This window comes from Alcaligenes sp. MMA (genome assembly GCF_020907215.1).
GTDB lineage: Bacteria > Pseudomonadota > Gammaproteobacteria > Burkholderiales > Burkholderiaceae_B > Alcaligenes > Alcaligenes aquatilis.
The window spans coordinates 1784970-1808080 of the sequence record NZ_JAJJPP010000001.1 but is presented as its reverse complement, the minus strand read 5'-3'; the positions used below and the strand labels follow the sequence as shown (position 1 = coordinate 1808080).

Sequence of the window (23111 nt, the reverse complement as noted above, 5' to 3'; positions counted from 1 at the left end):
GTTGCAGAAAAAGGCAGTATACGCAGGCTGGGACTTAAAAGTTTTTTTGCGCCCGGGCCTGTGTCTGCCTGGGCGCAAAGTACAGCCGTATTCAGAGTTGATTGACGGGCAGCTTCAGATAGACCTGACCATTGCTTTCTGGCTTGGGGAAGTGGCCTGCCCGGATATTGACTTGGATGGATGGCAGGATCAGGCGCGGCATGCCCAGGGTTTTATCGCGTGCTGTGCGGCGCTCGCAAAATTGCTCCACGCTGATGCCATCGTGTACATGGATGTTGCCCTCTTTTTGTTCTTGAACCGTGCATTGACATTGAGGTTCCCGCCCTTCAGGCGGATAGTCGTGACACATGAACAAGACCGTCTCTGCGGGCAAGGCCAGCAGGCCCTGGATGGATTCATACAGATGGCTGGCGCTGCCCCCCGGAAAGTCGCAACGGGCGGTGCCGACATCGGGCAAAAACAAGGTGTCGCCCACAAAGACGCCCAGCCCCTGAACGTGATAGGCCATATCGGCTGGCGTGTGGCCGGGTACGTGCAGGGCTTGCACCTGAATCGCACCAATCTGGAACTGTTCCTGATCCTTGAACAGCGTATCAAAGGGCGTGCCATTGGCCTGAATTTCGGCCTCTATATTAAAGATGCGGCTGAACGTGGACTGCACTTGCTTGATGTGCTCACCAATGGCGATTTTGCCGCCCACTTGTTCTTGCAACCAGACTGCAGCAGACAGATGGTCGGCATGGGCGTGAGTTTCCAGGATCCATTGCACGTCCAGCTGCTGCTGGCGCACAAAATCCACGACCTTTTGAGCCGAGACAGTGCTGCTGCGGCCAGAGGCGGCGTCATAGTCCAGCACCGAGTCGATGATGGCGCATTCGCGTTGGCCTGCGGCATAGACCACGTAGGTGAACGTGGAGGTGTCTGTGTGAAAGAAGCTGGCGACCTGGGCTTGTAGCATGTCAGACCTCTTGTTGCTTATAAAATATTAAAAGATATTATATAATAATATATATTGTGTTTTTGTAGAACGATATGGATCAAACAAAATTGGACGCCTTGCGGCAGGTAGCAGGCCAAGCCAGCAGCCTGCTGGCCAGCCTGGCCAATCCCGACCGCCTGATGATTCTTTGCACCCTGGTGCAGGGAGAATGCAATGTGGGAGAGTTGGCACAGCGCAGTGGCATTGCTCAGCCTACTTTATCGCAGCAATTAACAGTTTTGCGGCGCGAAGAGTTAATTGCCAGCCGCAAAGAGGGTAAATACGTTTATTACCGTTTGGAGAATCCAGCGGTGCTGGCGGTAATGCAGACTTTATATGGAATCTTTTGCGCCCCGGGAGGCACTGATGATCACAATTGATTGGGCTTCGTTTACACCGTGGAGCGCCTTGTTTGGGGGCGCTTTGGTGGGTTTGGCAGCCTCTATTCTGGTGCTGTTCAATGGTCGGGTGTTTGGCATATCCGGCTTGTTGTCCGGCACCTGGAGCGGGGAGGCGGGGGACAAGGGCTGGCGTTGGATGGCTCTGTTAGGTTTGGCGGCGGCACCCTGGCTGTATCGCTTGCTCGGGGAAAGTGTGCCTGCCGTACAGCCGCAGCCCTGGATGTGGGTGGTCGTGGCCGGTTTGCTGGTGGGTTTTGGAACTCGTCTGGGTTCAGGTTGCACCAGCGGGCACGGTGTGTGCGGCCTGTCGCGCCTGTCGCCTCGCTCTTTGGTCGCAACGCTTGCTTTCATGGCCAGCGGTTTTTTGACTGTGTTTGTGCTGCGTCATCTGGTGTAAGGAGCTTGCCATGCAATATTTCATCGCTTTAATTTCCGGCCTGATTTTTGGTTTGGGCTTATTGATTTCCGGCTTGGCCAATCCTGGCAAGGTGCTGGCGTTTCTGGATCTGGCCGGGGCCTGGGACCCGTCTTTGGCCTTGGTGATGGCTGCGGCGATTGCGGTGGCGATTGTGCCCTTCACTCTGGCGCGTCGTCGTCCTTGTGCGTTTGTGACGGGTCAGCCCATGAACCTGCCCAAGCAACGTCAAATAGACCGTCCTTTGGTATTGGGTTCCCTGATTTTTGGTGCTGGTTGGGGGATAGCGGGCTTTTGTCCGGGACCGGCCGTTGTGCTGGCGGCGTCGGGCGCGCCCTTGGCGGTGTTGTTTTTAGTCGCAATGTTGATCGGAATGTGGGTGGCAGGGCGGGTGCGTGGCTAAATGCCACGTCACACAGCCTTAACCCAAATGAGTGCTGGGGGCCGGAACCTGATCCGGCTCCATATTCACCAAACCCTGCAAAATGCCGCAATGCTCCAGGCCACCAGCTTGTTCGCAGCGGTGGCGAAGCTCAATCAATTGCTTTTGCAGGTGTTCCAGTTCCGCAATTCGTACGGCAACGTGCTCGATGTGCTCATCGAGCAATTCGTTTACCGGGGCGCAGTCTTGCGCCGGACCGTCCATGAACGCCAACAGACCGCGAATTTCTTCGTGCGTCATGTCCAGGCTGCGGCAGTTGCGGATAAAACGCAGCCGTTCCAGATGGATAGTGCGATATAGGCGGTAGTTGCCCTCGCTGCGCTCAGGTTCGGGCAGCAGCCCGACCTTCTCGTAATAGCGGATGGTTTCGGTGTTGCAGTGGCTTTTTTCAGCCAGCTCGCCAATTTTCATTGCTTTGCCTCCAATAGGCTTGACCTTGTAGTTACTTTAGGCTTTCTACTGGTCTCATGCAAGAAGCGAGGAACTGCTATGACATCAGCGAACAATACGTCCAAGCCCGAGGTGGGGCAGCGCACATCATCGGCCTGCCAGACCGGCCATGAGCATAGCCATGATCATGGCCATGCGATGAGCGATCACAACCATGAGCATGATCACCGTCACGACCATGCTGAACAGGCGCCACACGCTCACGAAGGGGCGTGCTGCTCGGCGCCTGTTTTGGGGCCATCGGTCGCGTTGGCGGCCAGTACTTCTACCCGTCTGGTGGTGCATATTGCCGACATGGACTGCCCGGCGGAAGAGAACATGATTCGCTCCGGCCTGAAAAAGCTGGATCAGGTCCAGAGTCTGGGTTTTGATTTGATGCAGCGGGTTTTGACCGTGGATCACGTGGAGGGCGCTCGCGACAAGGTGCTCAGTGCCCTGCGTGGCCTGGGTTTTGAGCCCCGCATGGCTGACGAGAAGCCTGTAAAGCAGGTCTCGCCTAAACAAGGTCTGATCCGCATTGCCGGGGCTGTGGTGCTGGCTTTGGCCGCCGAGATCAGTCATTGGCTGGCGGCACCCGAGTGGCTGGTCATTATTCTGGCTCTGGCGGCGATCTTGTCCGGCGGCGTTCAGGTCTACAAAAAAGGCTGGATTGCGCTGCGTAATGGTCAGCTCAATATCAATGCCTTGATGAGTATTGCCGTTACCGGCGCGGTGCTGTTGGCCCAATGGCCCGAAGCCGCCATGGTGATGTCCTTGTTCAGCCTGGCTGAATGGATTGAGGCCCGTTCCCTGGACCGCGCCCGTAACGCGGTGGACAGTCTGCTCAAGCTGGTGCCCGATGAGGTGCTTGTCAGTGCCGATGGCAAGGACTGGCAACGCGTACCGGCCAATCAGGTTCAGGCTGGCTGGCAGGTGCGTGTCGCCCCCGGCGAGCGTTTTGGCCTGGACGGTAAAGTCCTGCAAGGGCTAAGCACGGTTAATCAGGCCCCCATTACGGGTGAAAGCGCCCCCGTAGATAAAGCCCCTGGTGATGAAGTCTTTGCAGGCACCATCAATGGTATGGGCGAGCTGGTCTATCAAGTCCAGGCTGCGCATGATGACACCTTGCTGGCCCGCATTACGCGCTCGGTACAGGAAGCCCAAGCCAACAAGGCCCCGATTCAGCGTTTTGTCGACCAGTTCTCTCGCATCTACACCCCCTTGGTGGTGGTGGCGGCAGCCTTGATGGCCGTGGCCTTGCCCCTGATCTGGGACGTGAGCTGGTCTGAGTCCGTGTACCGTGCTCTGGTTCTGCTGGTGATTGCCTGCCCTTGCGCACTGGTGATTTCGACCCCGGTGGCGGTGGTCAGTGCCTTGGCCAGTGCCGCACGTGCCGGTATCTTGATTAAAGGCGGCGTGTATCTGGAACGGGCTCGTCAATTGCGCTACCTGGCGGTGGACAAGACTGGCACCCTGACTTTGGGCGAACCTTCCTTGAGCGAATACGGCAGTTTGCGTCCAAGCCTGTCGGATAGCGAAGTGCTGGATATGGCGCTTGCCTTGGCCGAGCGTTCGGATCACCCCGCTTCGCAAGCGATTGCACGTGGTCGCGTGGCATCGGGCCTGCTAAGCCTGGACCAGTTCGAGGCCTTGGCCGGCAATGGTGTGCAGGCACAAGGGGCGACAGGCCAATTGCGTCTGGGCAAGCGTAGCTGGGTGCTGGGCCAGAACCAGGCCCAGTCCAGTCAGGGCGAACAGCAAGCCGTAGAGAGCGGTGCCACCATGGTGTATCTGGGTGATGAGCAAGGGTTGCTGGCCTGGTTCGCCATGATGGATACCCTGCGTCCCACCACCACCCCAGCGATTCGTGATCTGCAGGCGCAGGGCGTGCAAGTGGAGGTGCTCTCGGGCGACCACGAACAAGCTGTGCGCCATGTAGCTCGGCAAGCCGGAATCAAGGATTTCCGAGGCGGGTTGCTGCCACAGGATAAGCTGGACCGTATCGAGGAAAAGCTGGGCAAGGGCCTGGTGGCGATGGTGGGCGATGGCATCAATGATGCGCCTGCCCTGGCCCGTGCGGATGTAGGTATCGCTATGGGGGCGCTGGGTTCAGACATTGCAATTGAAACTGCAGACGTGGCCTTGATGGACGATGATCTGGGCAAGATTGCCTTGCTGATGCGTCAGTCGCGCGCCTTGCATGCAGTGCTGTGGCAGAACATCAGCCTGGCCTTGGGCATCAAGGCGGTATTTTTGGTGATGGCCCTGACCGGACAGGCCACCATGTGGATGGCGGTGTTTGCCGACGTGGGTGCCAGCTTGCTGGTGGTGCTGAACAGCTTGCGTCTGCTTCGCGCCCGCCATCCTTGAGTTCCGTGTTTCGTGCAATTGAGCCCCACCTCTTTTAGGTGGGGTTTTTTTATGCTTCATTCTTATGTTGCGTCAAATAAGCCCATCACTAACGTGAAGTTGATTTGACACACAGTAGTATCATTAACGCTTCATTTGAGTTTGGGCCCCGCTTGTTTCTCATCTGTGTCGAGCAGGCTGGGCATGACAAGGACGCGCGATGATTGCACTGCTGGAAGCGGGTCGAGCCGGGCTCCTGGGGCGAAAACATTGGCTAAATAACCTGCTGGCCGGTTTGGTGGTGGGGGTGGTGGCCTTGCCGCTGGCCATGGCCTTTGCTATTGCATCTGGAGTCAAGCCCGAGCAGGGTTTGTATACCGCCATTATTGCCGGTTTGGCGGTTTCTTTATTTGGTGGCAGTCGGGTCCAGATTGCCGGGCCGACGGGCGCTTTCATTGTCATCTTGTCCGGGGTGGTGGCCCAGCATGGCGTGGCTGGGCTGCAAATTGCTACGCTGATGGCTGGGGTGATTTTGCTGCTGCTGGGCCTGTTGCGCCTGGGGGCGGTCATCCGCTTTATTCCCGATCCGGTCATTGTGGGTTTTACCGCAGGTATTGGGGTGATTATCTGGGTGGGCCAGTGGCGGGACTTTTTTGGCCTTCCCGTTGTCGAGGGGCAGCACTTTCACGAGAAGCTCTGGTTCTTGCTACAGAACCTGCCTTCACTGGATGGGGCAACCACGCTTTTAGGTGCCTTGTCCTTGGCTATTTTGATTCTGGTCCCCAAGGTTCCTAGTCTGGTGCGTTTACCCGGCCCTTTGGTGGCCTTGGTGCTCATCACGCTTATCCAGGCGATATTCCGTTTTGAGTCGGTGGCCACGATCGGTTCCAGCTTCGGGGCCTTGCCCAGTGGCTTGCCGTCGTTCCAATGGCCAGACATTACCTTGACCCGTGTGGTGGAGTTGATCGGGCCTGCCTTTGCCATTGCCATGCTGGGCGCGATCGAGTCTTTGCTGTCCGCAGTCGTGGCCGATTCCATGACTGGGACCCGCCACGACTCCAATCAGGAGCTGGTCGGGCAGGGGATTGCCAACGTGCTCTCGCCCTTGTTCGGCGGAATCGCGGCGACCGGGGCGATTGCCCGTACCGCTACCAATATTCGTAATGGTGGCGACAGCCCCATCGCCGGTATCGTGCATGCGGTTTTCCTGGTGCTGGTTTTGTTACTGTTAGCGCCGCTGGCCGCCTATATTCCGCTGACGGTGCTGGCTGCCATTCTGTTCATGGTGGCCTGGAACATGAGTCAGGCCAAGCTGGTGCTTCGTTTGCAGCGTCGCATGCCCCCGGCTGACTTATTCATTTTATGGGTGACGTTTGCGCTGACGGTATTTGCGGATCTGGTCGTGGCCGTCAACATCGGGGTGGTTCTGGCCATGTTGTATGTGCTCAAACGCACCTCAGATGGGGTGCAGGTGCGGGCGCTGGAAGGCCGTCGTTTGCAGCGGGCATTGGATTTGCCCCTTAACCAGGAGCTGCGCCAGGATATTTCGGTGCTCACCTTGGAAGGGCCCTACTTTTTTGCCAGCGTGGAGGCGGTGAATCGTTCCTTGCTGACGGTGCCCGAGCCGGTTCGGGCCGTGGTCCTGCGTCTGAATTACGTGCCGTTTGTGGATGCGACGGCCATGCAGGCTCTGGAAACCGCCCTGGCGGAGCTGGAGCAGCGCAATGTCATGGTGGCTCTTTGCGAAGCCAACGAGAAAGTGACTCGTAAGCTGGTACGCATGGGACTGTTCAAGCAGATTCACGCCAGTCGTGTGTTTGATAGTTTGCAGAACGCTTGGGAAAGTGTCAGCGAGACTCTGGACCACCGGGCCGGCAAGGAAAAAGACGTGGCTCTGTCCGAAACAGGCGTGATGACTTAAGCGAAGCGTTTTTGTTAGCCTGCTCGTGACAAGACCTTGTGTGGAATCATCCCCTCGTCAACAACGAGGGGATGATTGTTTGGAGCCGAGCTTGGCAAGAGCCAATCCTGTTTTTTCAGGTTCTACTTTTGTTCCCTATTCAGCACGGTACGAAAGCCCACATGCTGGGTAGACAGGGTGGTTTCCTGGGGCTGACGTGATGCTGGGCGGTAGCGTACGCAGAAATTGGCCGCACACAGAAATGAGCCGCCCTTGATGACGCCGGTTGCCGGGTTTCCTTTGGCATCCTTTGCCGCTGCGACAAGGGGTTTGGGTGTCAGGGGCCGATGTTGGGGCTGCCATGCACTGCGTGTCCATTCCCAGACATTACCGACTGAATCCCACAGGCCATAGTTGTTGGCCGGAAAACAGCCCACAGGGGCAGTGCCTTCGTAGCCATCACGCAGCAGATTTTTGGCGGGGAAGCTACCTTGCCAGGTGTTGGCCATCAAACGGCCACGCACTTCAGGCGTATTGCCCCAAGGGTAGCGTGCACTTTCCAGTCCGCCGCGCGCCGCAAATTCCCATTGCTCTTCGGTAGGCAGATCGCGTCCCAACCAGCGAGCGTAAGCCAGCGCATCTTCGTAAGCAATATGAACGACCGGATGATTGTCCCGGCCATCCAGATTGGTCTTTGGCCCGCCGGGATGACGCCAGTTGGCACCTGGTACCCATACCCACCAGTTGTAATTGCCGGTAGGGGCATGCTGATTGTGCCCGTCGTGGTGATCGTGGTCATGCGTCGCTGCCGGTGGCGTAAAGACGGCGGATCCGGGCTGACGATACTGCTCGGGAACCTGAGCATTCGATGGGAATTCCGGCACCCGTTCCGCCTGGGTGACATAGCCTGTCGCCGCCACAAATTGCGCGAACTGGGCATTGGTGACTTCGTGCTGATCTATCTGAAAGGCCTGGACTTGCACGGGGTGTACCGGCTTTTCTTCAGGGTAGCCCTCGTCGGAACCCATCAGAAAGCGCCCGCCAGCAATGGCGACCAAACCGGCCTGATTGGCGACGCCTTGCTTGGCTGGGCCGAAGCCTGCCGGTATGCCGCTATACGCCTGGCAATCGTGCGCTGGCATCGGGGGAGGGGGCAGGACGGAGCCTTGTGCCGCTGCGGGCAGCGGAGCTGTTGCCAGCAGTCCGCATACCGTCAGCAGTGCCTTGGCTCGGGGGAGCTTAAAGGACTTCATCCAGATCCTTGTAGTAGTTCAGGCTGTTGCTGTAGCCAGGGCGGGACGCCAGACCTTCAAAATCCTCCACACCGTTACGCTTGGCATAGTGCTCGTACTCGGCAATCAGCTCTTTCAGCTTTTCAGGATGTGTTTCGGACAGATCGTTCAGCTCGGCGCGATCTTCGGCCAGATTGAATAGCTCCCAGCGGTCTTTGCCCCACGGTGCATTGGCGTAGACGATTTTCCAGTCACCCAGGCGCATGGCGCGGCGGCCATTCAGCTCCCAGCCTTGGCGGAAGGTTTCATGCACTTGATCGCTGCGACCTGTCAGCACATCCACCATGGAGCTACCCTGCATGGGGATAACTTGGCGGCCACGGTATTCGCCCTTGGGTTGCTCGATCTGGGCCAAGGCCAGAATTGTGGGGGCGATGTCGGTGACGTGAGCTGGGGCGCGCACAAACTCGCCCTGACGTGTAGCACCGGGTACGCGCATGATGCTGGGCACCGAGATACCGCCTTCATACATAAAGGCTTTGTAAAGGTTGAATGGCGTGGAGCCAACTTGTGCCCAGCCTGGGCCGTATTCGACAAAGGAGCCGGGACGGCCTGTGTTCTCGTAGCTGTTGTCGCGATGCTTGTGCGCCCAGGCGCGGGTTTCACCTTCATCCAGCACGGTATTGCCGTCGGCACCGTTGTCGGACAGGAAGATCACGACGGTGTTGTCGTATTGGCCGGTTTGTTTCAGGTGGTCGATGACGCGGCCAATTTGCGCGTCCATGGATTCCACCATGGCGGCGTAGACGGCCATTCGTTTGCTTTCTACGCGCTGCTGCTCAGGACTCAGCGCTTTCCAGCGTGGCCAGGCTGGATTGCCCACATAGCCTTGCATGTCCTGGGGGACTAGCCCCAGTTTCTTCATGCGTTCCAGGCGTTCTTCACGCAGCACGTCATAGCCTGCATCGTAGCGGCCTTCATATTTACGTATGTATTCTTCGGGCGCATGCAAAGGCCAATGCGGCGCGGTAAAGGCCAGGTAAGCGAAGAAAGGCTGGTCCTGGCGCGTGTCTGCGTCCATGTAGGACAGCAGGCGCGAGGCAAAAAACTCGCTGGAGTAAAAGTCCTTGGGCAACTGCACTTGCTTGCCGTTCTCACGGTACAGGGCAACCGGCGCTTTGTTGGCGTCGAACGTGATGATGCCGCTTTGGTCAAAGTGGCTGGCGCCACCGTGCATCAAGGCATAGGACTGGTCAAAGCCGCGATTGGGTGGGGCGACCTCTTCGGTCACGCCTAAATGCCATTTGCCCGCCATATAGGTGCGGTAGCCATTGTCTTGCAGGACCAGTGGAAAGGGCAGGGCCCGGTCGCTCAGAAAGCCTTCGTAGCCCGGTAGGGCGCGCTGCTGAGGTGTCATCAGTTCGGCCATGCCACCAAAGCCGACCTGGTGGTTGTCCGCGCCGGACATCAGCATGGCGCGGGTCGGGGAACAGAAGGGGGAGGCGTAAAAGTCGGTCAGGGCTACGCCGTCTTTGACCAGGGCGTCCAGGTTGGGGGTGGAGATTTCCCCGCCAAACGCACCTATGTCTGAATAGCCCAGATCATCGGCCACGATCAGCAAAATATTGGGGCGTTGTGTCTTTGTGGCGGCGTGGCTGCTTAGCGTGCAGGCGGCCAAGGCCAGGCCCAGCACGCTGCGCAGCAAATAGGTAGTTTTAGTGCATCGCATTGTCTTGTGTCTCAATCTAGTTATGTTTGTCGTGACTCTCGTGGTCTGCAGGCCTCCGATGCAAGTCGGAGATGTGTGCTTACATAAAGCCGTGGACGCGAGTGTCATGGGGGTGGCTCTGAATTTTGTACTGGAAGCCACCGGGTAAAACGGATATGTAGACAGAGCCAGCAACAATGGCCTCACACTTTTGATCTGAGCCGCCGCTGCCAGTCTTTTAGAGGCTGACGTGTCTCCCCCAATTCGATTGAACACGAAGCGGCTTGGAGATTTCCAAGACTAAAAAGGTTTACTTGAATACCTAAAAAGTATGGTGGCTAATATAAATGTTGAAAATCAAGGAGCTAGGCTTGGGTGCCGCGCGCGCTGTGGTTTTCCCTGATAGAGCCACAAAACCTTCTGAATGGAGCGTGTGCATTTGCCGCTATCAAGTTTGGGGAACGCACCAAGCGGTCAGCCAGAAAAATACCCCCACGCTGCGCTTTCGGCTTGCGCTCCACCTTGCAGCCTGCATGCCGCCCGGATTCGTCTGGTGCACAGCAGTCTGCAATGGACTACTGTGTGTCCCGGCTCATCCCCAAGGAGGCGTTGTTTGCCGGGGGCGCCAAGTTTTGAGGCGGCCCGGGGGTAAAGAGCACCCCCACGCTACGCCTTTGGCTTGCGCTCCACCTTGCAGCCTGCATGCCGCTCGGATTCACCTGGCACACAGCAGTCCGCAATGGACTGCTGTGTGCCAGGTGAATCCCCAAAGGTTGGATCTGTCTCCAACTTTTGGGGTGTCGTTACCGAGTAAGGGGGGGAATGATGAAAATTAACGAACCAGCTTGAACTCGTCGTCGCCCATGAAGGCGTAGCGCAAGGCGTCGATCAGGGCCAGGAAGTAAGCCAGCGGGGCCCAGATGGCAAACAGTACCAGGAACAGCAGTCCCATGCCGATCTGGCCCAGGTAAAAGCGGTGTACGCCCAGCCAGCCCAGGAAAATCGCCAACACAATCGCAATCTTGCGGTGGCTGTTGGGTTTGGACATCTCATCTTTTTTGTTCTTGGAAATCCAGATGACCAGCGGGATGGTAATGAGCAAGGCAATCAAGGCCTTACCCCAGTGGACCGTCAGGTAATGCTGGACTTCACGCATCAAGTGGACGAAGTCATCAAACAGAAACCCCAGGTAGGAGGAGAGGTAGCGGATGATGGCCTCGCCAAAGGTCAAGCCCAACATGACGATCAGGAAAATGGCAATGCCTAGAATGATTTTTTGCAGCATGGTGTTTCCGTCAAAAAAACAGCAAGTTCAATAAGTACGCGCCTGACGCACGGCTTGTTCCCAACTGAGCATCAGGGTTTGAGCTTCGTCGCGCGACATGGCCGGCTCGAACACCCGATCGCATTGCCACAGCGCCGCGATTTCCGGCAGACCTGAATACAGACCGCTGCCCAGGCCCGCCAGATAGGCTGCGCCCAGGGCGGTCGTCTCAATAGTAACGGGACGCACGACAGGCAGGCCCAACAAGTCTGCCTGAAATTGCATCAGAAGATTATTGGCGCAGGCTCCGCCATCCACACGCAGCTCGTGCAAAGTTGGGCCGCCGTTGGCTTGTACATCTCGATTCATGGCTTGCAGCACGGCGGCGCTTTGGTAGGCAATGCTGTCCAGGGCCGCTCGGGCAATGTGGGCCATGGTAGAGGCACGTGTCAGACCGGTAATGGTGCCTCGGGCTTGGGCATCCCAATAGGGGGCGCCCAGGCCAGTGAAGGCCGGAACCAGCCGTACGCCCTGGGCATCGGGCACGCTGCGGGCCAGCTCTTCAACTTGGGCGCTGTGTTCCAGAGCGCCCAGCCCGTCGCGTAGCCATTGGACGACTGCACCGCCAATGAAAACACTGCCTTCCAGTGCGTAGGCAGGAGTGTCGCCGTGATGGGCTGCACTGGTCGCGATCAGCCCGTTATGGGATTGGGGAACGTGCGAGCCACAGTGCATTAACAGGAAGCAGCCCGTGCCGTACGTATTTTTGGCCATGCCGGGCTTGGTACAGGCCTGCCCGAACAGGGCGCTTTGTTGGTCGCCCGCCACACCGCAAATAGGGATGGGGCTGCCCAGAATCTCGGGGCTGCAACAGCCAAACTCAGAGGCAGAGCTTTGTACCTGGGGCAATACGCTGGCCGGGATGTTGAATAGGGTCAGCAGCTCCTCGTCCCATTGCTGGCTATGAATGTTGTAGAGCAGGGTGCGCGAGGCATTGGTGACATCAGTGGCGTGGATCTTGCCGCCGCTTAAATGCCAGATCAGCCAGCTATCAATTGTGCCGAAAGCCAGTTCACCGCGCTGTGCCTGCTCACGGGCGCCGGGAATGGAGTCCAGCAGCCAGCGCAGCTTGGAGGCTGAAAAATAGGCATCGATGGGCAGGCCGGTTTTGTTGGTAATGGTGGCTTCGTACCCCTGCTCGCGCAACTGGGCGCAGAAGTCCTCGGCGCGCCTGTCTTGCCAGACAATGGCCTTGTGCAGGGCCTGTCCGGTTTTCCGGTCCCACAGCACGGTGGTTTCACGCTGATTGGTAATGCCTATGGCGTGAATGTCCTGGGGGCGCAGACCGGCCTGCTCAATCGCTTGTCGGGCGGTCCGAAACTGTGTGTCCAGAATTTCCTGGGGATCGTGTTCCACCCAGTCTGTGCGTGGATAGTATTGCTGGGTTTCCTGCTGCGCCTTGGCCAGAATGCGGCCGTCTGCCGCGACAACAAGGCTGCGCGAGCTGGAAGTTCCCTGATCAAGAGCAAGTATGAATGTCATGCGAATGAGGCAGTAAAAGCGGAGCAGACCACAGTGTACTGGCTCTGTGTAGCCTGTGTCCGGTAGCTGAAGGCACCTTGATACGCGAGCAAACAAGTTTCACTGGACGGTAAGAGTTCAGGGGCTAAAATCAGGGTAAATCCCGAGCCAGCCAGTGATTTTTCGGGTGTCTGCTAATTTCAGGTCCAAAGCTCATCTTATGACTACATTAAGTTCCCCCTTATTAACCGATAGAGCCCAGATGATGGGCGCCTTGGCGCGCACCACTCAGGCGGATATGGTCGTGGTGGGGGGCGGGGCAACCGGCCTGGGTGTGGCCCTGGACGCGGCCCTGCGCGGCTTGAGTGTGGTGGTGTTGGAAGCCCAGGATTTTGCCAAGGGCACATCCTCGCGGGCCACCAAGCTGGTTCACGGTGGGGTGCGTTATCTGGCTCAGGGCAATGTAAGCTTGGTACGCGAGGCCTTGCGCGAACGCATGCATTTGCTCAGTAATGCGCCGCATCTGGCGCAGCGCCTGCCTTTTGTCATGCCCAGCTACAAATGCTGGGAAACCCCGTTCTATGGGGTTGGCTTGATGGCGTACGACGGTTTGGCAGGGCGGGAAGGGTTGGGCCATACCCAGTTTCTGAGCGCTTCTAAAATTCGGCAACTGTTGCCGGGCGCCCGTCAAAGTGGCTTGAAAGGCGGTGTCAAATATTGGGATGGTCAGTTTGACGATGCGCGTCTGGCTTTGGCCCTGGCCCGTACGGCAGCCTTGAATGGTGCCTTGCTGGTCAATTACTGCCCGGTTGTAGAAGTGATGCACCGCGACGGTAAGGTGTCCGGGGTGCGCTGCCAGGACGGAGAAAGTGGTCAAACCTATACGATCCAGAGTCACTGCGTGGTCAATGCCACGGGGGTGTGGGTGGATCAGGTTCGAGAACTGGATGCGCGGGAAGCCGGGCGTCAATTGCGGCCTATGGTCTCGCCCAGCCAGGGGGTGCACTTGGTGGTCGATCAGACATTTCTGCCCGGTGAACACGCTTTGCTGGTGCCGCGTACCAAGGATGGCCGAGTGCTGTTTGCCGTGCCTTGGCTGGGCAAGCTGATTCTGGGAACCACGGATACCCCCCGGGATGATGTTCCTTTGGAGCCGCGTCCTATGGCCCAGGAAGTGGATTTCATTCTGAAAGAATCTGCGAATTATCTGCAAAAAGCCCCGACTGCGCGGGACGTGCGCAGTATCTGGGTAGGCTTGCGGCCCTTGGTGCGTCCGGCTGCCGAGTCGGCTGCGGGGAAAACGCAATCGATCAGCCGGGAACACAGCATTACGGTGAGCACCAATGGTTTATTGACGGTAACGGGTGGCAAGTGGACAACGTACCGAGCTATGGCTGAGGATGTGCTGGAACGTTGCCAGCAGTCCGGTTTGCTGGGGCCTTTGCCTGCCTGCCGGACTCAGGAACAACGCTTGGTGGGGGCTTCTTATGTAGGCGATCGGCGCTCTTTGGGGCGTACCGCTGGCCTGGATGCTTATGGCAGTGAGGCTGATTGGGTGCAGACCTTGCCCGGAGCCGATCAAGAGCTGGCTCCAGGCCTGAGCGTCGCCATGGTGCGCTTTGCCTGCCGCTTTGAATATGCCCGTACCGTGGAAGATATGCTGGCCCGTCGTTCTCGGCTTTTGTTCCTGGATGCGCGCCTGGCGCAATCACTTGCCCCGGCGGTGGCGGCGATTATGCAAGAGGAAACGGGGCGTTCGCCCGAGCTGGATGCTTTTCTGGCGTTGGCCGAGCAATACGCCACCGTGCCGACGTGCTAGCCGCATCGCAATAAAAAAGGGGCCCACTCATCATGGGCCCTTTTGTTATTTGTGCTCAATGGAACAGGGTCTTGTCATACAGGCTCATGTTCCATTCAATCCCGATACTGCAGGCTTGTCGATGAATCAATCAAAGAATGTGCGAGCCGTTTCAAAGCGTTTGGCGAAATAGGGATTATCCAAAGAATCAATTCGTACGCGCCCACCACTGGAGGGCGCATTGATGAACTGTTGCTTGCCTATATAGATACCGACATGCGAGTTGGGCGTGCCCAGTGTATTAAAAAACACCAGATCGCCAGGGCGTAGCTGCGAGCGGCTGACGCGCCGCGCCGCGCCGGCCTGATCGCTGGTACGACGCGGAACAGGGGAGCTGGATTCCTGACTGAATACATAATGCACCAGCCCACTGCAATCAAAGCCGGTAGATGGTTTGTGCCCGCCGTAGCGATACGGGGTATCCAGCAGGCTCAAGGCGGATAGGACCACGGCGGAACGCCGTTGCTCATCAAGCTCAAAGGTATGGGTAGTTGGAGGGCGTGAAGAAGGGGTATGTGCGCAAGCCGCCAGAAGCAGAGTCAGGCACAGGGTAAGCAGACGTTGCGTAAAAGCAGCAGGAATCATGGGCTGTTACAAAACGGATGTGGGGTTGGCGGCACAAACGCTTATCGGAAGAATATCCGATATTTCGTCGATTTTCAGGCAGAGCCTAAGCGGGATCGACGAAATAGTCATGAATTAATGATTAATACATGCAACAAAACACATTTTTGATACAAGCGTTTTGATTTTTGTCATGTTACATCTAGTTTATATATACAACATTAAGTGAGCATCTGATAATATTCTGCTGTGTCTTGATACGTTTATTGCATATATCCGACGTTTTCCATGTTTTTAGAGTATTCATGGACAGTTTGTGTCGAGAGCGTTGATAATGTAAAAAATGTATCCATGCAATATATTGCAAGGCATGATACATATTTATGTAACTTTATATGTTTTAAATATGTTTCGTTACAGAACTAGCTGATTAACAGTTTTACAAGGATGGCTGACATGCCCGTATCGGAAAATTCGCTGCTGAATGATATTCAGGAAGTCAATTTGTCGTACTTGTTACTCGCACAACGTTTGCTGCGGGAGAATTTTTCGGCAGGTATGTTCCGTTTGGGCTTTGACTCCGATGTGGCAGAGACTTTGCTGCGTCTGTCACCTGCTCAATTGGTCAAACTGGCCAGCTCCAGTTCGTTGATTTGCGGTTTCCGTTTCAACGATTACGACCTGCTTACCACCTTGACGCAGGATGTGCTCGGAGGGGTATTGCAGCAGGCCCACTCCACCATTCTTCTGTCCCAACGCGCGACGGCAGAGCAAGCCGGTTAAACCCGCTGCGAACTTATTACATCAAGAACTATGGCTATAAAAAGCGTCGCCAAAGAAGCCCAGGAAATTGGGCTGGCTTCCGACATGATTGAGCTGGGGGCGCGCTTGCAGGTTTTGCAAGCAGAAACATCATTGAGCTATGACCGGCTGGCCCGTTTATACCGCGAAGTCAAAGGCTGCTCGCCGCCTAAAGGCATGCTCCCTTTTTCTGTCGACTGGTTCATGACCTGGCTGCCCAATATCCACTCCAGTCTTTTCTTCAGTATTTACCAGTTCATGGCTGTGCATACGCCTTGCGACAAAAGTCGTGCGCTGGTTGAGGCCTATCGTTTGTACCTGGAGCAATCCTCGGCCGGGCGCTCGGAGCTCGAGCCAGATGAAGAGCCTGTGCTCAGTTTTACCCGTGCGTGGATGCTGTTGCGCTTTTTTGATAGTGGCTTGCTGCAACTGTCCCAATGCGAACGCTGCAAAGGGGGCTTTGTGGCCCATGCGCACGACCCTGACGCGGGCTTTATTTGTGCCATTTGCCGTCCGCCCCCACGGGCAGGCAAGACGCGTGCCAGCAAGGCGCGCAGCGCCTCTACGTCTCCTGCTAGCAAAAGCCGAAAATCGGAGCCTGTCAGGCAGTCGCAATCCAGAGCCCCGGGGCATGTCAACGTCCAGGTAGACGTGCCCGTTTAACAAGAGCTTTTGTATCGTCAGTGTGCAGCAAAGCCGGATGGATGCTGGTTTTTGATGTGGATCTGATAAGAATCTGAACGTGTCAAGGCAACTGGAAGCGTCGATCTAGGCTGGAAAAAGGCCATTAACGCGTCGTTTTAGCCCGGTTGCTTGCCGCCATCATTAGCAGCGTGTATTTGAAGAAGGCGTATCCGTGCTTATCATCCTTGGATATATCATTGTTTTCGTTTCCGTTTTCGGGAGCTTTGTGGGGCTGGGTGGGCATCTGGGTGCGCTCTACCAGCCTTTTGAGTTATTGCTGATTGGTGGCGCGGCCCTTGGGGCCTACTTTGCGTCCAACAGCGGTAAGTCCATCAAGCTGCTGGCCAGAGCCTTGCCGACCGCCTTTCGCAGTAGCCCCTACAACAAGCAGTTATACATGCAACTGATGGGCATGCTGTCGGTGCTGCTGAACAAGGCGCGGCGCGATGGCATGATGTCTATCGAGGCCGATATCGAAAATCCTCAGCAAAGTCCTATCTTTTCCGATTACCCCAATGTGGTGAAGGATCCGGTTCTGATGAACTTTGTGTCCGATTACTTGCGTTTGATGATCAGCGGCAATATGAGCTCGTTTGAAATTGAAACGCTGATGGATCAGGACATTGAAACCCACGAGCATGAGCTGAATGTGCCAGCGCGCGCCTTGCGTGAAGTGTCCGATGCCTTGCCCGCTTTCGGGATTGTGGCGGCGGTGCTGGGGGTGGTGAAAGCTCTGGCTTCGGTTGACCAGCCGCCCGCCGTGCTGGCTGATCTGATTTCCAAGGCCATGGTGGGGACCTTTCTGGGTATTTTGATGGCCTACGGTTTTGTCGCGCCACTGGCCGCAACGATCGAGCGCCGTACGTCGGACTCGGTCAAGGTTCTGGAATGCATCAAGGTGACCTTGCTGGCCAACCTGAATGGCTACCCTCCCCAACTGGCGGTGGAGTTTGGCCGTAAAGTGCTGTTTTCCTCCGATCGCCCCTCGTTCCAGGAACTGGAGGAGCATGTGCGTCAGGCCCGCTCGGGTGCTGGTCGCAAAGCGTAAGCGGATGCGCTCATGAGCAATCATAAGGATCGCGTGGTCATCCGTCGCAAGAAGATGGCCCATGCCGAGCACCATGGTGGTAGCTGGAAAATTGCCTATGCCGATTTCATGACGGCAATGATGGCTTTTTTTCTGGTGATGTGGATTCTTTCTCTGGTTCCCAAGCAGGACTTGAAGGAAATCGCCGATTACTTTCGCATGCCCTTGATGGATGCCGTCTCTGGTGGCCATCAGTCAGACTATTCACGCAGTGTCATCCCGGGTGGTCAGCCCAGTCTGGTTCCCAATCCTCATCCTGGTGTCAGCAACAACCAGGCCGCCGACGACCGTCAGGACGTCGAGCGTCTGGAGGATTTGAAATCAGCGCTGGAGGAGTTAATTCGTATTGATCCCGTCCTGAAAGAGTTCCGTCCGCAGTTGTTGCTGGACATGACCCAGGACGGTTTGCGTATTCAGATTATTGACCGTCAAAGCCGCCCCATGTTCTCTACGGGCAGTGCCCAGGTGCAACTTTACATGCGGGCCATTTTGCGTTCGCTAAGTTCCCCCTTGAACGAGATGCCTAACCGGATTCTGATTTCCGGTCACACCGATTCGCTGCAGTACGCCAGCGGCGAGCGTTTGTACAGTAACTGGGAGTTGTCCGCCGACCGTGCCAATGCCGCTCGACAGGAGCTGGTGGCCGGCGGCCTGGCCGAGGCCAAAGTCAAGCAGGTGGTGGGTTTGGCCGATAGTGTAAGTCTGGTTAAAGATAACCCGGCTGCAGCCGTAAATCGACGTATCAGCCTGCTCGTGCTCAATAGCCGGGCGGAACGACGCATGGATGAGCAGGCCGCAAGCGGTTCGGAAGAGTTTGATTTGCGCGAAGCCATGCAGGAGACCGAGGGACCCATCAGTATTCATATTCCCGGTCTGCCTGAAATGCCTTCTGCCTTGCCAATGGTGCCTTAAGGCCTGTTAATAGGCCCGATGGCCTACGCGATTGGGCTGTGCTTTTTGTTTTGTTGTTCTAAGCCATAACCAGGAAGGAAGTGTTCATGAGCTCCGGCGTAGATCTGAGTCAGTTTTACGAAACCTTTTTCGATGAAGCCGATGAGTTGCTGGCGGACATGGAGCGCTTGCTGCTGGAGCTGGATCTGGACGAGCCTGATCGCGATCAGCTCAATGCCATCTTCCGGGCCGCGCACTCAATCAAGGGTGGTGCCGGCACGTTTGGTTGCTTCGGTCAGCTGGCTGAAACTACCCACTTACTCGAAAATCTGCTCGATCTGGTCCGTAATGGCGAAATGCAATTGCGCAAGGACATGATTGACCTCTTTCTGGAAACCAAGGACGTGCTAACCGGACAAGTCAATGCCTACCGCGAGGAACAGGAGCCTGACGAGGAAGCCTACACCCGCATCTGCGCGCAACTGAGGCAATTGGCCCTGGAACAAAAGGGCATTTTGGCAACCGATACGAAAGGCACCGAAGCGATTTTGCAGGCTGAGCCTGAACCGGAACCCGAACCGGCTGCCGATACAACCGGCCTGCCGCTGCGGGTGTCCATGGGACCGGTGTCGGATAAAGATGCCCAGGCTTTGCAACAGGAAATGGAGTTGATGGGCACCATCGTCCATCAGACACGCGAGGGTGACCGCCTGGATATCTGGGTGGAAACCACGGGCTCGGCTGACGATATTCTGGCTGTGTGCTGCTTTATTTTGAATGCCGATCAGGTGTCGGTAAAACCGGCCGCTGTGCCGGGACAAGCCGCTGCACCTGCTCAGGCTTCAGAGGCGACCGTGGCTTCTGTGAGCACCGAGGCTGCCGAGCCTCCCGTGACAGCACAAGCGACTGCTGCGCCAGTTCAGCCAGTTGCTGCGGCTGCCGAACCTGAGAAAACCCAGGCGGTTGTGCCTGCTGCCACGGCCAAAGCAGCAGAAAAACCGGCCAAGGCTGCCGCTCCCAAAGAGTCCGGTACTATCCGTGTCGGTGTGGAGAAAGTGGATCAAATCATCAACCTGGTGGGCGAGCTGGTCATTACCCAAGCCATGTTGGTGCAAACGGCCTCGACGCTGGATCCAGTCGTCCATGATCGTTTGCTCAACGGTATTGAGCAACTGGAACGCAATGCACGTGATTTGCAAGAGTCCGTGATGTCCATCCGCATGATGCCCATGGACTATGTGTTCAGCCGCTTCCCGCGTGTGGTGCGTGAAAGCGCCGCGCGCATGAACAAGAAAATTCGTCTGGTTACCAAAGGGCAGGCCACCGAGCTGGACAAGAGTCTGATCGAACGCATTATTGACCCGCTCACGCACCTGGTGCGCAACAGTATCGACCACGGCATTGAAATGCCTGAGGATCGTCTGGCTGTGGGCAAGGAAGAAGAGGGCGTGCTGACCTTGTCGGCCCAGCATCAGGGTGGCCACATCATTATCGAGGTGGTGGACGATGGCGCTGGTCTGAACCGCGAACGCATTCTGAAAAAAGCCATGTCCTCGGGCTTGCCAGTCACCGATACCATGCCGGACGACGAGGTCTGGCAACTGATTTTTGCACCGGGCTTTTCTACGGCCGAGAAAGTGACGGAAATTTCCGGGCGTGGCGTGGGTATGGACGTGGTGCGACGCAATATTCAAAGCATGGGTGGTCACGTGCAACTGTACTCACGTGCGGGTCAGGGCACCACCACCCGTATTGTCCTGCCCCTGACCCTGGCCATTTTGGATGGCATGTCGGTGCAGGTAGGCAATGAGGTCTTTATCTTGCCGTTGGCCCACGTGACCGAATCCATGCAGCCCACTGAAGAGCAGTTGCGCCGTGTATCCGATACCGATCACGTGATGTTTGTGCGCGGCGAGTATCTGCCCCTGATTTCCCTGCGGGATATTTTCTCGGTTGAAGAGGCCGAGAAAGATGTGACCCGCGCAATTGCCGTTATCTTGCAGGCCGAAGACATGCGCTTTGCCTTGCTGGTCGATCACCTGATTGGTCAGCATCAAGTCGTGGTCAAGAACCTGGAAGCCAACTACCGAAAAATTCCGGGTATTTCTGCTGCCACCATTTTGGGCGATGGCAGCGTAGCCCTGATTGTTGATGTTTTTGCCTTGCAACGTCTGGCGCGTGACCCCGCCTCGACGTGGGCCTGATTATTCGGAGATCTTTATGTCCAACGACTTTACTTCCCACTCCGAAGCTGCCGAGGCTGGCGGCAAGGAGTATCTGGTATTTACTCTGGGCGACCAGGAATACGGCATCGATATTCTGAAAGTTCAGGAGATCCGGGGCTACGACTCCCAGACCGTAACCCGCATTGCCAACGTACCCAACTTCATCAAGGGTGTCACCAATCTGCGCGGCGTGATTGTGCCGATCGCGGACTTGCGGGTGCGCTTTAACATGGAGCGGGTGGAGTACGACCACCAGACCGTGGTGGTGATTCTGAATCTGCGCGACCGTGTGGTCGGTGTGGTGGTCGATGGTGTGTCGGACGTGCTGGTTTTGCAGTCGTCCCAGATCAGCGCCGCCCCCAGCTTTGGCACGGCGTTCTCGACCGAATACCTGACCGGGATCGGTACGCTGGGTGAACGTATGCTGATTTTGGTGGATATTGAAAAATTGATGACCAGCGAAGAGATGGCGCTGGTCGATAGCGCAGTGGCCTGATCGCCCGAGTCTGCAAAGACTGGCAAAGCGGGGACCTGTTTACCGGGTCCTTTAAGGAATGTTCGGGTCGGGGGAGGCGTCACAAGCGCCTCTGATGTTCGGATCTACTCTAGACAAGGTGCTTGCAATGCTGGATGGATTACGTTTGGCCAATCTGAAGGTGCGGACCAGTCTGATTCTGGTACTGGTGTTTTTTTTAGTCATGCTGGTGGCAGGTGCTGCGTTGGGGATTTTGTCCCTGCGCGCCAATAACGGTGCGCTGCAAAGCATCGTGGTCAACCAGCGAGTAGGCTCGGCCATGTATCAGGCCATCGAGAACTACAAAGAGACCCAAACCCTGATTGGACGAGCGGCTATCAGCTATGTGGTCAGCAACGATCTGCAAAATCAGGACCTGATGGCCGAGTGGAGCGACGTTGCTCCCAAAACCTCGGCAATCAGCTCGGCGACCCAGGATGCCCTGGAGGCAACACGCAAGCAGTTCGAGCTGGCGCAGGAAGCATTTTTTGAGTATCAGGGCATTGCCACGCAACTGGAAGGCACCAACGACTATTATCAGCGCGTGGATGCCGCCTTCATGTCCTTGATGCAAGGTGGGGTGCTGCCCTTGATTGCCTATCTGGAGCAGGGCGATATCGCTGGTTTTCGTGGCTATGTGGCCACCACGACCAAGTTTTTGGAAGAAGATCTCTATAGCGCCTTGAATTCCTTGCAGCAAGCTCAGCAGCGCTCTATCGATGAGCAGTACCAGAAAGAAAACGAGCAGTACAACATGGTGGTCCGTCTGGTGGGGCTGGCGATGGTGTTTTGCCTGTTTATCTCCTTGGCGGTGTATGTGTTCCTGAACCGCATGGTGCTGCGTCCCTTGCGTCAGGCGGGTGCACATTTTGATCGCATTGCCAGCGGCGATTTGACCCAGCGTGTGGAAGTGAAGTCCACCAATGAAATCGGTGTGCTGTATGACGCCGTACGACGCATGCAAAACAGTTTGCAGTCCATGGTGCATACCGTGCGTCAGGGGGTGGAAGAAATTACGTTTGGCTCGCGTGAAATCTATGTGGGCAATACGGATTTGAGCAGCCGCACGGAAGAACAGGCGGCCTCCTTGCAGCAAACTGCGGCCAGCATGGAGCAGTTGGCCAGCACCGTACGTCAGAACTCGGACAATGCCCAGCAAGCGGATCAGGTCGCCAAGAGTGCGTCGGATGTGGCGCTGCGTGGCGGACAGGCGGTTTCGACTGTGGTGCAGACCATGGAAGACTTGTCGGCCAGTTCGGGACAAATTGCCCAGATTGTAAATGTCATTGATGGTATTGCCTTCCAGACCAATATTCTGGCCTTGAACGCGGCGGTAGAGGCGGCCCGGGCAGGGGAGCAGGGCAAGGGCTTTGCCGTGGTGGCCGGCGAAGTTCGCAGCCTGGCTCAGCGCAGCGCGCAAGCGGCCCGTGAGATCAAGGGTTTGATCGAGCAGTCGTTGGCCAAAGTTAAAGAAGGAACCCGTCAGGTCGATGAGGCGGGCAAAGTGGTTATGGAGGTGGTCAGTTCGGTACAGAGTGTGACCACTATCATGGCGGAAATTTCGTCAGCCTCGAACGAACAGTCAGAAGGAATTGAGCAGGTTAACCGGGCAGTTGCACAAATGGATGTGGTTGTGCAGCAAAATGCGGCCTTGGTCGAGCAGGCAACCGCAGCAGCGGGCTCCTTGCAGGATCAGGCAACCCGTCTGTCCGACGCGGTGTCGGCGTTCAAAGTGAGCGCACAAGACATTATCGATGATCCGTATGAGGCGCCCGAGCCGGAGCGATTGCGTTCCGGCGAGCGTCTGTCGACGGGGCCTTTTAGCGGGACCTTGGCCAGCCTGTAGT

Annotated in this window: 20 protein-coding genes; 13 read left to right on the top strand and 7 right to left on the bottom strand. The window is 56.7% G+C overall.

The window, feature by feature from the left end:
- Positions 1-91 precede the first annotated feature (91 nt).
- Entirely contained in the window at positions 92-958 is an 867-nt protein-coding gene (locus tag LNA76_RS08270; RefSeq protein ID WP_230018730.1) for an MBL fold metallo-hydrolase, read from the bottom strand.
- Positions 959-1032: 74 nt separating this feature from the next.
- Here LNA76_RS08270 and LNA76_RS08265 point away from each other — a divergent pair, with 74 nt between their 5' ends.
- The 3 genes from LNA76_RS08265 to LNA76_RS08255 are packed head-to-tail and all read left to right on the top strand — an operon-like array spanning position 1033 to position 2198.
- A complete protein-coding gene (locus tag LNA76_RS08265; protein WP_094196080.1) occupies positions 1033-1359 on the top strand; it encodes an ArsR/SmtB family transcription factor in 327 nt (108 codons plus the stop codon).
- Entirely contained in the window at positions 1346-1777 is a 432-nt protein-coding gene (locus LNA76_RS08260; RefSeq protein WP_199827863.1) for a YeeE/YedE family protein, read from the top strand. The genes LNA76_RS08265 and LNA76_RS08260 overlap by 14 nt, the downstream gene beginning before the upstream one ends.
- 10 nt (positions 1778-1787) lie before the next feature.
- Positions 1788-2198 (top strand): DUF6691 family protein, encoded by a 411-nt coding sequence (locus LNA76_RS08255; protein WP_094196081.1) that lies wholly within the window; start codon positions 1788-1790, stop codon positions 2196-2198.
- An 18-nt stretch (positions 2199-2216) separates the two neighbouring features.
- On the opposite strand, the gene cadR is transcribed toward LNA76_RS08255, so the two are convergent.
- Complete coding sequence (gene cadR, locus LNA76_RS08250; protein WP_230018728.1) at positions 2217-2648, bottom strand: Cd(II)/Pb(II)-responsive transcriptional regulator; 432 nt, start codon at positions 2646-2648, stop codon at positions 2217-2219.
- A 78-nt stretch (positions 2649-2726) separates the two neighbouring features.
- On the opposite strand from cadR, the gene LNA76_RS08245 reads away from it, so the two are divergent.
- Together LNA76_RS08245 and LNA76_RS08240 are read left to right on the top strand one after the other, a co-directional pair.
- Entirely contained in the window at positions 2727-5036 is a 2310-nt protein-coding gene (locus LNA76_RS08245) for a heavy metal translocating P-type ATPase (protein ID WP_230018725.1), read from the top strand.
- Between the two features lie 199 nt (positions 5037-5235).
- Positions 5236-6936: a SulP family inorganic anion transporter gene (locus LNA76_RS08240; RefSeq protein WP_094196083.1), complete on the top strand. Its 1701-nt coding sequence runs from the start codon at positions 5236-5238 to the stop codon at positions 6934-6936.
- Positions 6937-7058: 122 nt separating this feature from the next.
- On the opposite strand, the gene LNA76_RS08235 is transcribed toward LNA76_RS08240, so the two are convergent.
- The 4 genes from LNA76_RS08235 to glpK all read right to left on the bottom strand — a co-directional run bounded on the left by LNA76_RS08235 (position 7059) and on the right by glpK (position 12661).
- The gene (locus LNA76_RS08235) at positions 7059-8168 is read right to left on the bottom strand and encodes a formylglycine-generating enzyme family protein (RefSeq protein WP_230018723.1); all 1110 of its coding nucleotides are present in this window, start codon (positions 8166-8168) and stop codon (positions 7059-7061) included.
- Positions 8155-9876 (bottom strand): arylsulfatase, encoded by a 1722-nt coding sequence (locus LNA76_RS08230; protein ID WP_230018722.1) that lies wholly within the window; start codon positions 9874-9876, stop codon positions 8155-8157. The genes LNA76_RS08235 and LNA76_RS08230 overlap by 14 nt, the downstream gene beginning before the upstream one ends.
- Positions 9877-10687: 811 nt before the next feature.
- Positions 10688-11140, bottom strand: coding sequence for a TM2 domain-containing protein (locus LNA76_RS08225; protein ID WP_108727128.1), 453 nt, complete (start codon positions 11138-11140; stop codon positions 10688-10690).
- Positions 11141-11167: 27 nt separating this feature from the next.
- On the bottom strand, positions 11168-12661 hold the full coding sequence (glpK, locus tag LNA76_RS08220; RefSeq protein WP_230018720.1) for a glycerol kinase GlpK: 1494 nt from the start codon (positions 12659-12661) through the stop codon (positions 11168-11170).
- A 199-nt stretch (positions 12662-12860) separates the two neighbouring features.
- On the opposite strand from glpK, the gene LNA76_RS08215 reads away from it, so the two are divergent.
- Positions 12861-14459: a glycerol-3-phosphate dehydrogenase/oxidase gene (locus LNA76_RS08215; RefSeq protein WP_108727130.1), complete on the top strand. Its 1599-nt coding sequence runs from the start codon at positions 12861-12863 to the stop codon at positions 14457-14459.
- A 126-nt stretch (positions 14460-14585) separates the two neighbouring features.
- On the opposite strand, the gene LNA76_RS08210 is transcribed toward LNA76_RS08215, so the two are convergent.
- Positions 14586-15083, bottom strand: a complete 498-nt coding sequence (locus LNA76_RS08210) for a C40 family peptidase (protein ID WP_108727131.1) — start codon at positions 15081-15083, stop codon at positions 14586-14588.
- Positions 15084-15518: 435 nt separating this feature from the next.
- Between LNA76_RS08210 and flhD the strand changes: the two genes are divergently transcribed.
- From flhD to LNA76_RS08175, 7 genes are all read left to right on the top strand, one after another.
- Positions 15519-15845, top strand: coding sequence for a flagellar transcriptional regulator FlhD (flhD, locus tag LNA76_RS08205; RefSeq protein WP_094196089.1), 327 nt, complete (start codon positions 15519-15521; stop codon positions 15843-15845).
- A gap of 30 nt (positions 15846-15875) precedes the next feature.
- Positions 15876-16526: a flagellar transcriptional regulator FlhC gene (gene flhC / locus LNA76_RS08200; RefSeq protein WP_094196090.1), complete on the top strand. Its 651-nt coding sequence runs from the start codon at positions 15876-15878 to the stop codon at positions 16524-16526.
- A gap of 193 nt (positions 16527-16719) precedes the next feature.
- The gene (gene motA / locus LNA76_RS08195; RefSeq protein WP_121738525.1) at positions 16720-17595 is read left to right on the top strand and encodes a flagellar motor stator protein MotA; all 876 of its coding nucleotides are present in this window, start codon (positions 16720-16722) and stop codon (positions 17593-17595) included.
- A gap of 12 nt (positions 17596-17607) precedes the next feature.
- A complete protein-coding gene (gene motB / locus LNA76_RS08190) occupies positions 17608-18546 on the top strand; it encodes a flagellar motor protein MotB (protein ID WP_108727133.1) in 939 nt (312 codons plus the stop codon).
- 86 nt (positions 18547-18632) lie between these two features.
- On the top strand, positions 18633-20729 hold the full coding sequence (cheA, locus tag LNA76_RS08185) for a chemotaxis protein CheA (protein WP_230018718.1): 2097 nt from the start codon (positions 18633-18635) through the stop codon (positions 20727-20729).
- A gap of 16 nt (positions 20730-20745) precedes the next feature.
- Positions 20746-21246, top strand: a complete 501-nt coding sequence (locus LNA76_RS08180) for a chemotaxis protein CheW (protein WP_094196094.1) — start codon at positions 20746-20748, stop codon at positions 21244-21246.
- A 127-nt stretch (positions 21247-21373) separates the two neighbouring features.
- A complete protein-coding gene (locus LNA76_RS08175) occupies positions 21374-23110 on the top strand; it encodes a methyl-accepting chemotaxis protein (RefSeq protein WP_230018716.1) in 1737 nt (578 codons plus the stop codon).
- The last annotated feature ends 1 nt before the right edge of the window (position 23111 follow it).

Coding starts and splice junctions, on each gene's coding strand:
- glpK (WP_230018720.1), bottom strand. CDS start 12,661: ATGACATTCATACTTGCTCTTGATCAGGGAACTTCCAGCTCGCGCAGC.
- LNA76_RS08225 (WP_108727128.1), bottom strand. CDS start 11,140: ATGCTGCAAAAAATCATTCTAGGCATTGCCATTTTCCTGATCGTCATG.
- cheA (WP_230018718.1), top strand. CDS start 18,633: ATGAGCTCCGGCGTAGATCTGAGTCAGTTTTACGAAACCTTTTTCGAT.
- LNA76_RS08270 (WP_230018730.1), bottom strand. CDS start 958: ATGCTACAAGCCCAGGTCGCCAGCTTCTTTCACACAGACACCTCCACG.
- LNA76_RS08210 (WP_108727131.1), bottom strand. CDS start 15,083: ATGATTCCTGCTGCTTTTACGCAACGTCTGCTTACCCTGTGCCTGACT.
- LNA76_RS08180 (WP_094196094.1), top strand. CDS start 20,746: ATGTCCAACGACTTTACTTCCCACTCCGAAGCTGCCGAGGCTGGCGGC.
- LNA76_RS08215 (WP_108727130.1), top strand. CDS start 12,861: ATGACTACATTAAGTTCCCCCTTATTAACCGATAGAGCCCAGATGATG.
- LNA76_RS08235 (WP_230018723.1), bottom strand. CDS start 8,168: ATGAAGTCCTTTAAGCTCCCCCGAGCCAAGGCACTGCTGACGGTATGC.
- LNA76_RS08245 (WP_230018725.1), top strand. CDS start 2,727: ATGACATCAGCGAACAATACGTCCAAGCCCGAGGTGGGGCAGCGCACA.
- LNA76_RS08175 (WP_230018716.1), top strand. CDS start 21,374: ATGCTGGATGGATTACGTTTGGCCAATCTGAAGGTGCGGACCAGTCTG.
- LNA76_RS08240 (WP_094196083.1), top strand. CDS start 5,236: ATGATTGCACTGCTGGAAGCGGGTCGAGCCGGGCTCCTGGGGCGAAAA.
- LNA76_RS08255 (WP_094196081.1), top strand. CDS start 1,788: ATGCAATATTTCATCGCTTTAATTTCCGGCCTGATTTTTGGTTTGGGC.
- LNA76_RS08230 (WP_230018722.1), bottom strand. CDS start 9,876: ATGCGATGCACTAAAACTACCTATTTGCTGCGCAGCGTGCTGGGCCTG.
- flhC (WP_094196090.1), top strand. CDS start 15,876: ATGGCTATAAAAAGCGTCGCCAAAGAAGCCCAGGAAATTGGGCTGGCT.
- LNA76_RS08260 (WP_199827863.1), top strand. CDS start 1,346: ATGATCACAATTGATTGGGCTTCGTTTACACCGTGGAGCGCCTTGTTT.
- LNA76_RS08265 (WP_094196080.1), top strand. CDS start 1,033: ATGGATCAAACAAAATTGGACGCCTTGCGGCAGGTAGCAGGCCAAGCC.
- cadR (WP_230018728.1), bottom strand. CDS start 2,648: ATGAAAATTGGCGAGCTGGCTGAAAAAAGCCACTGCAACACCGAAACC.
- motB (WP_108727133.1), top strand. CDS start 17,608: ATGAGCAATCATAAGGATCGCGTGGTCATCCGTCGCAAGAAGATGGCC.
- flhD (WP_094196089.1), top strand. CDS start 15,519: ATGCCCGTATCGGAAAATTCGCTGCTGAATGATATTCAGGAAGTCAAT.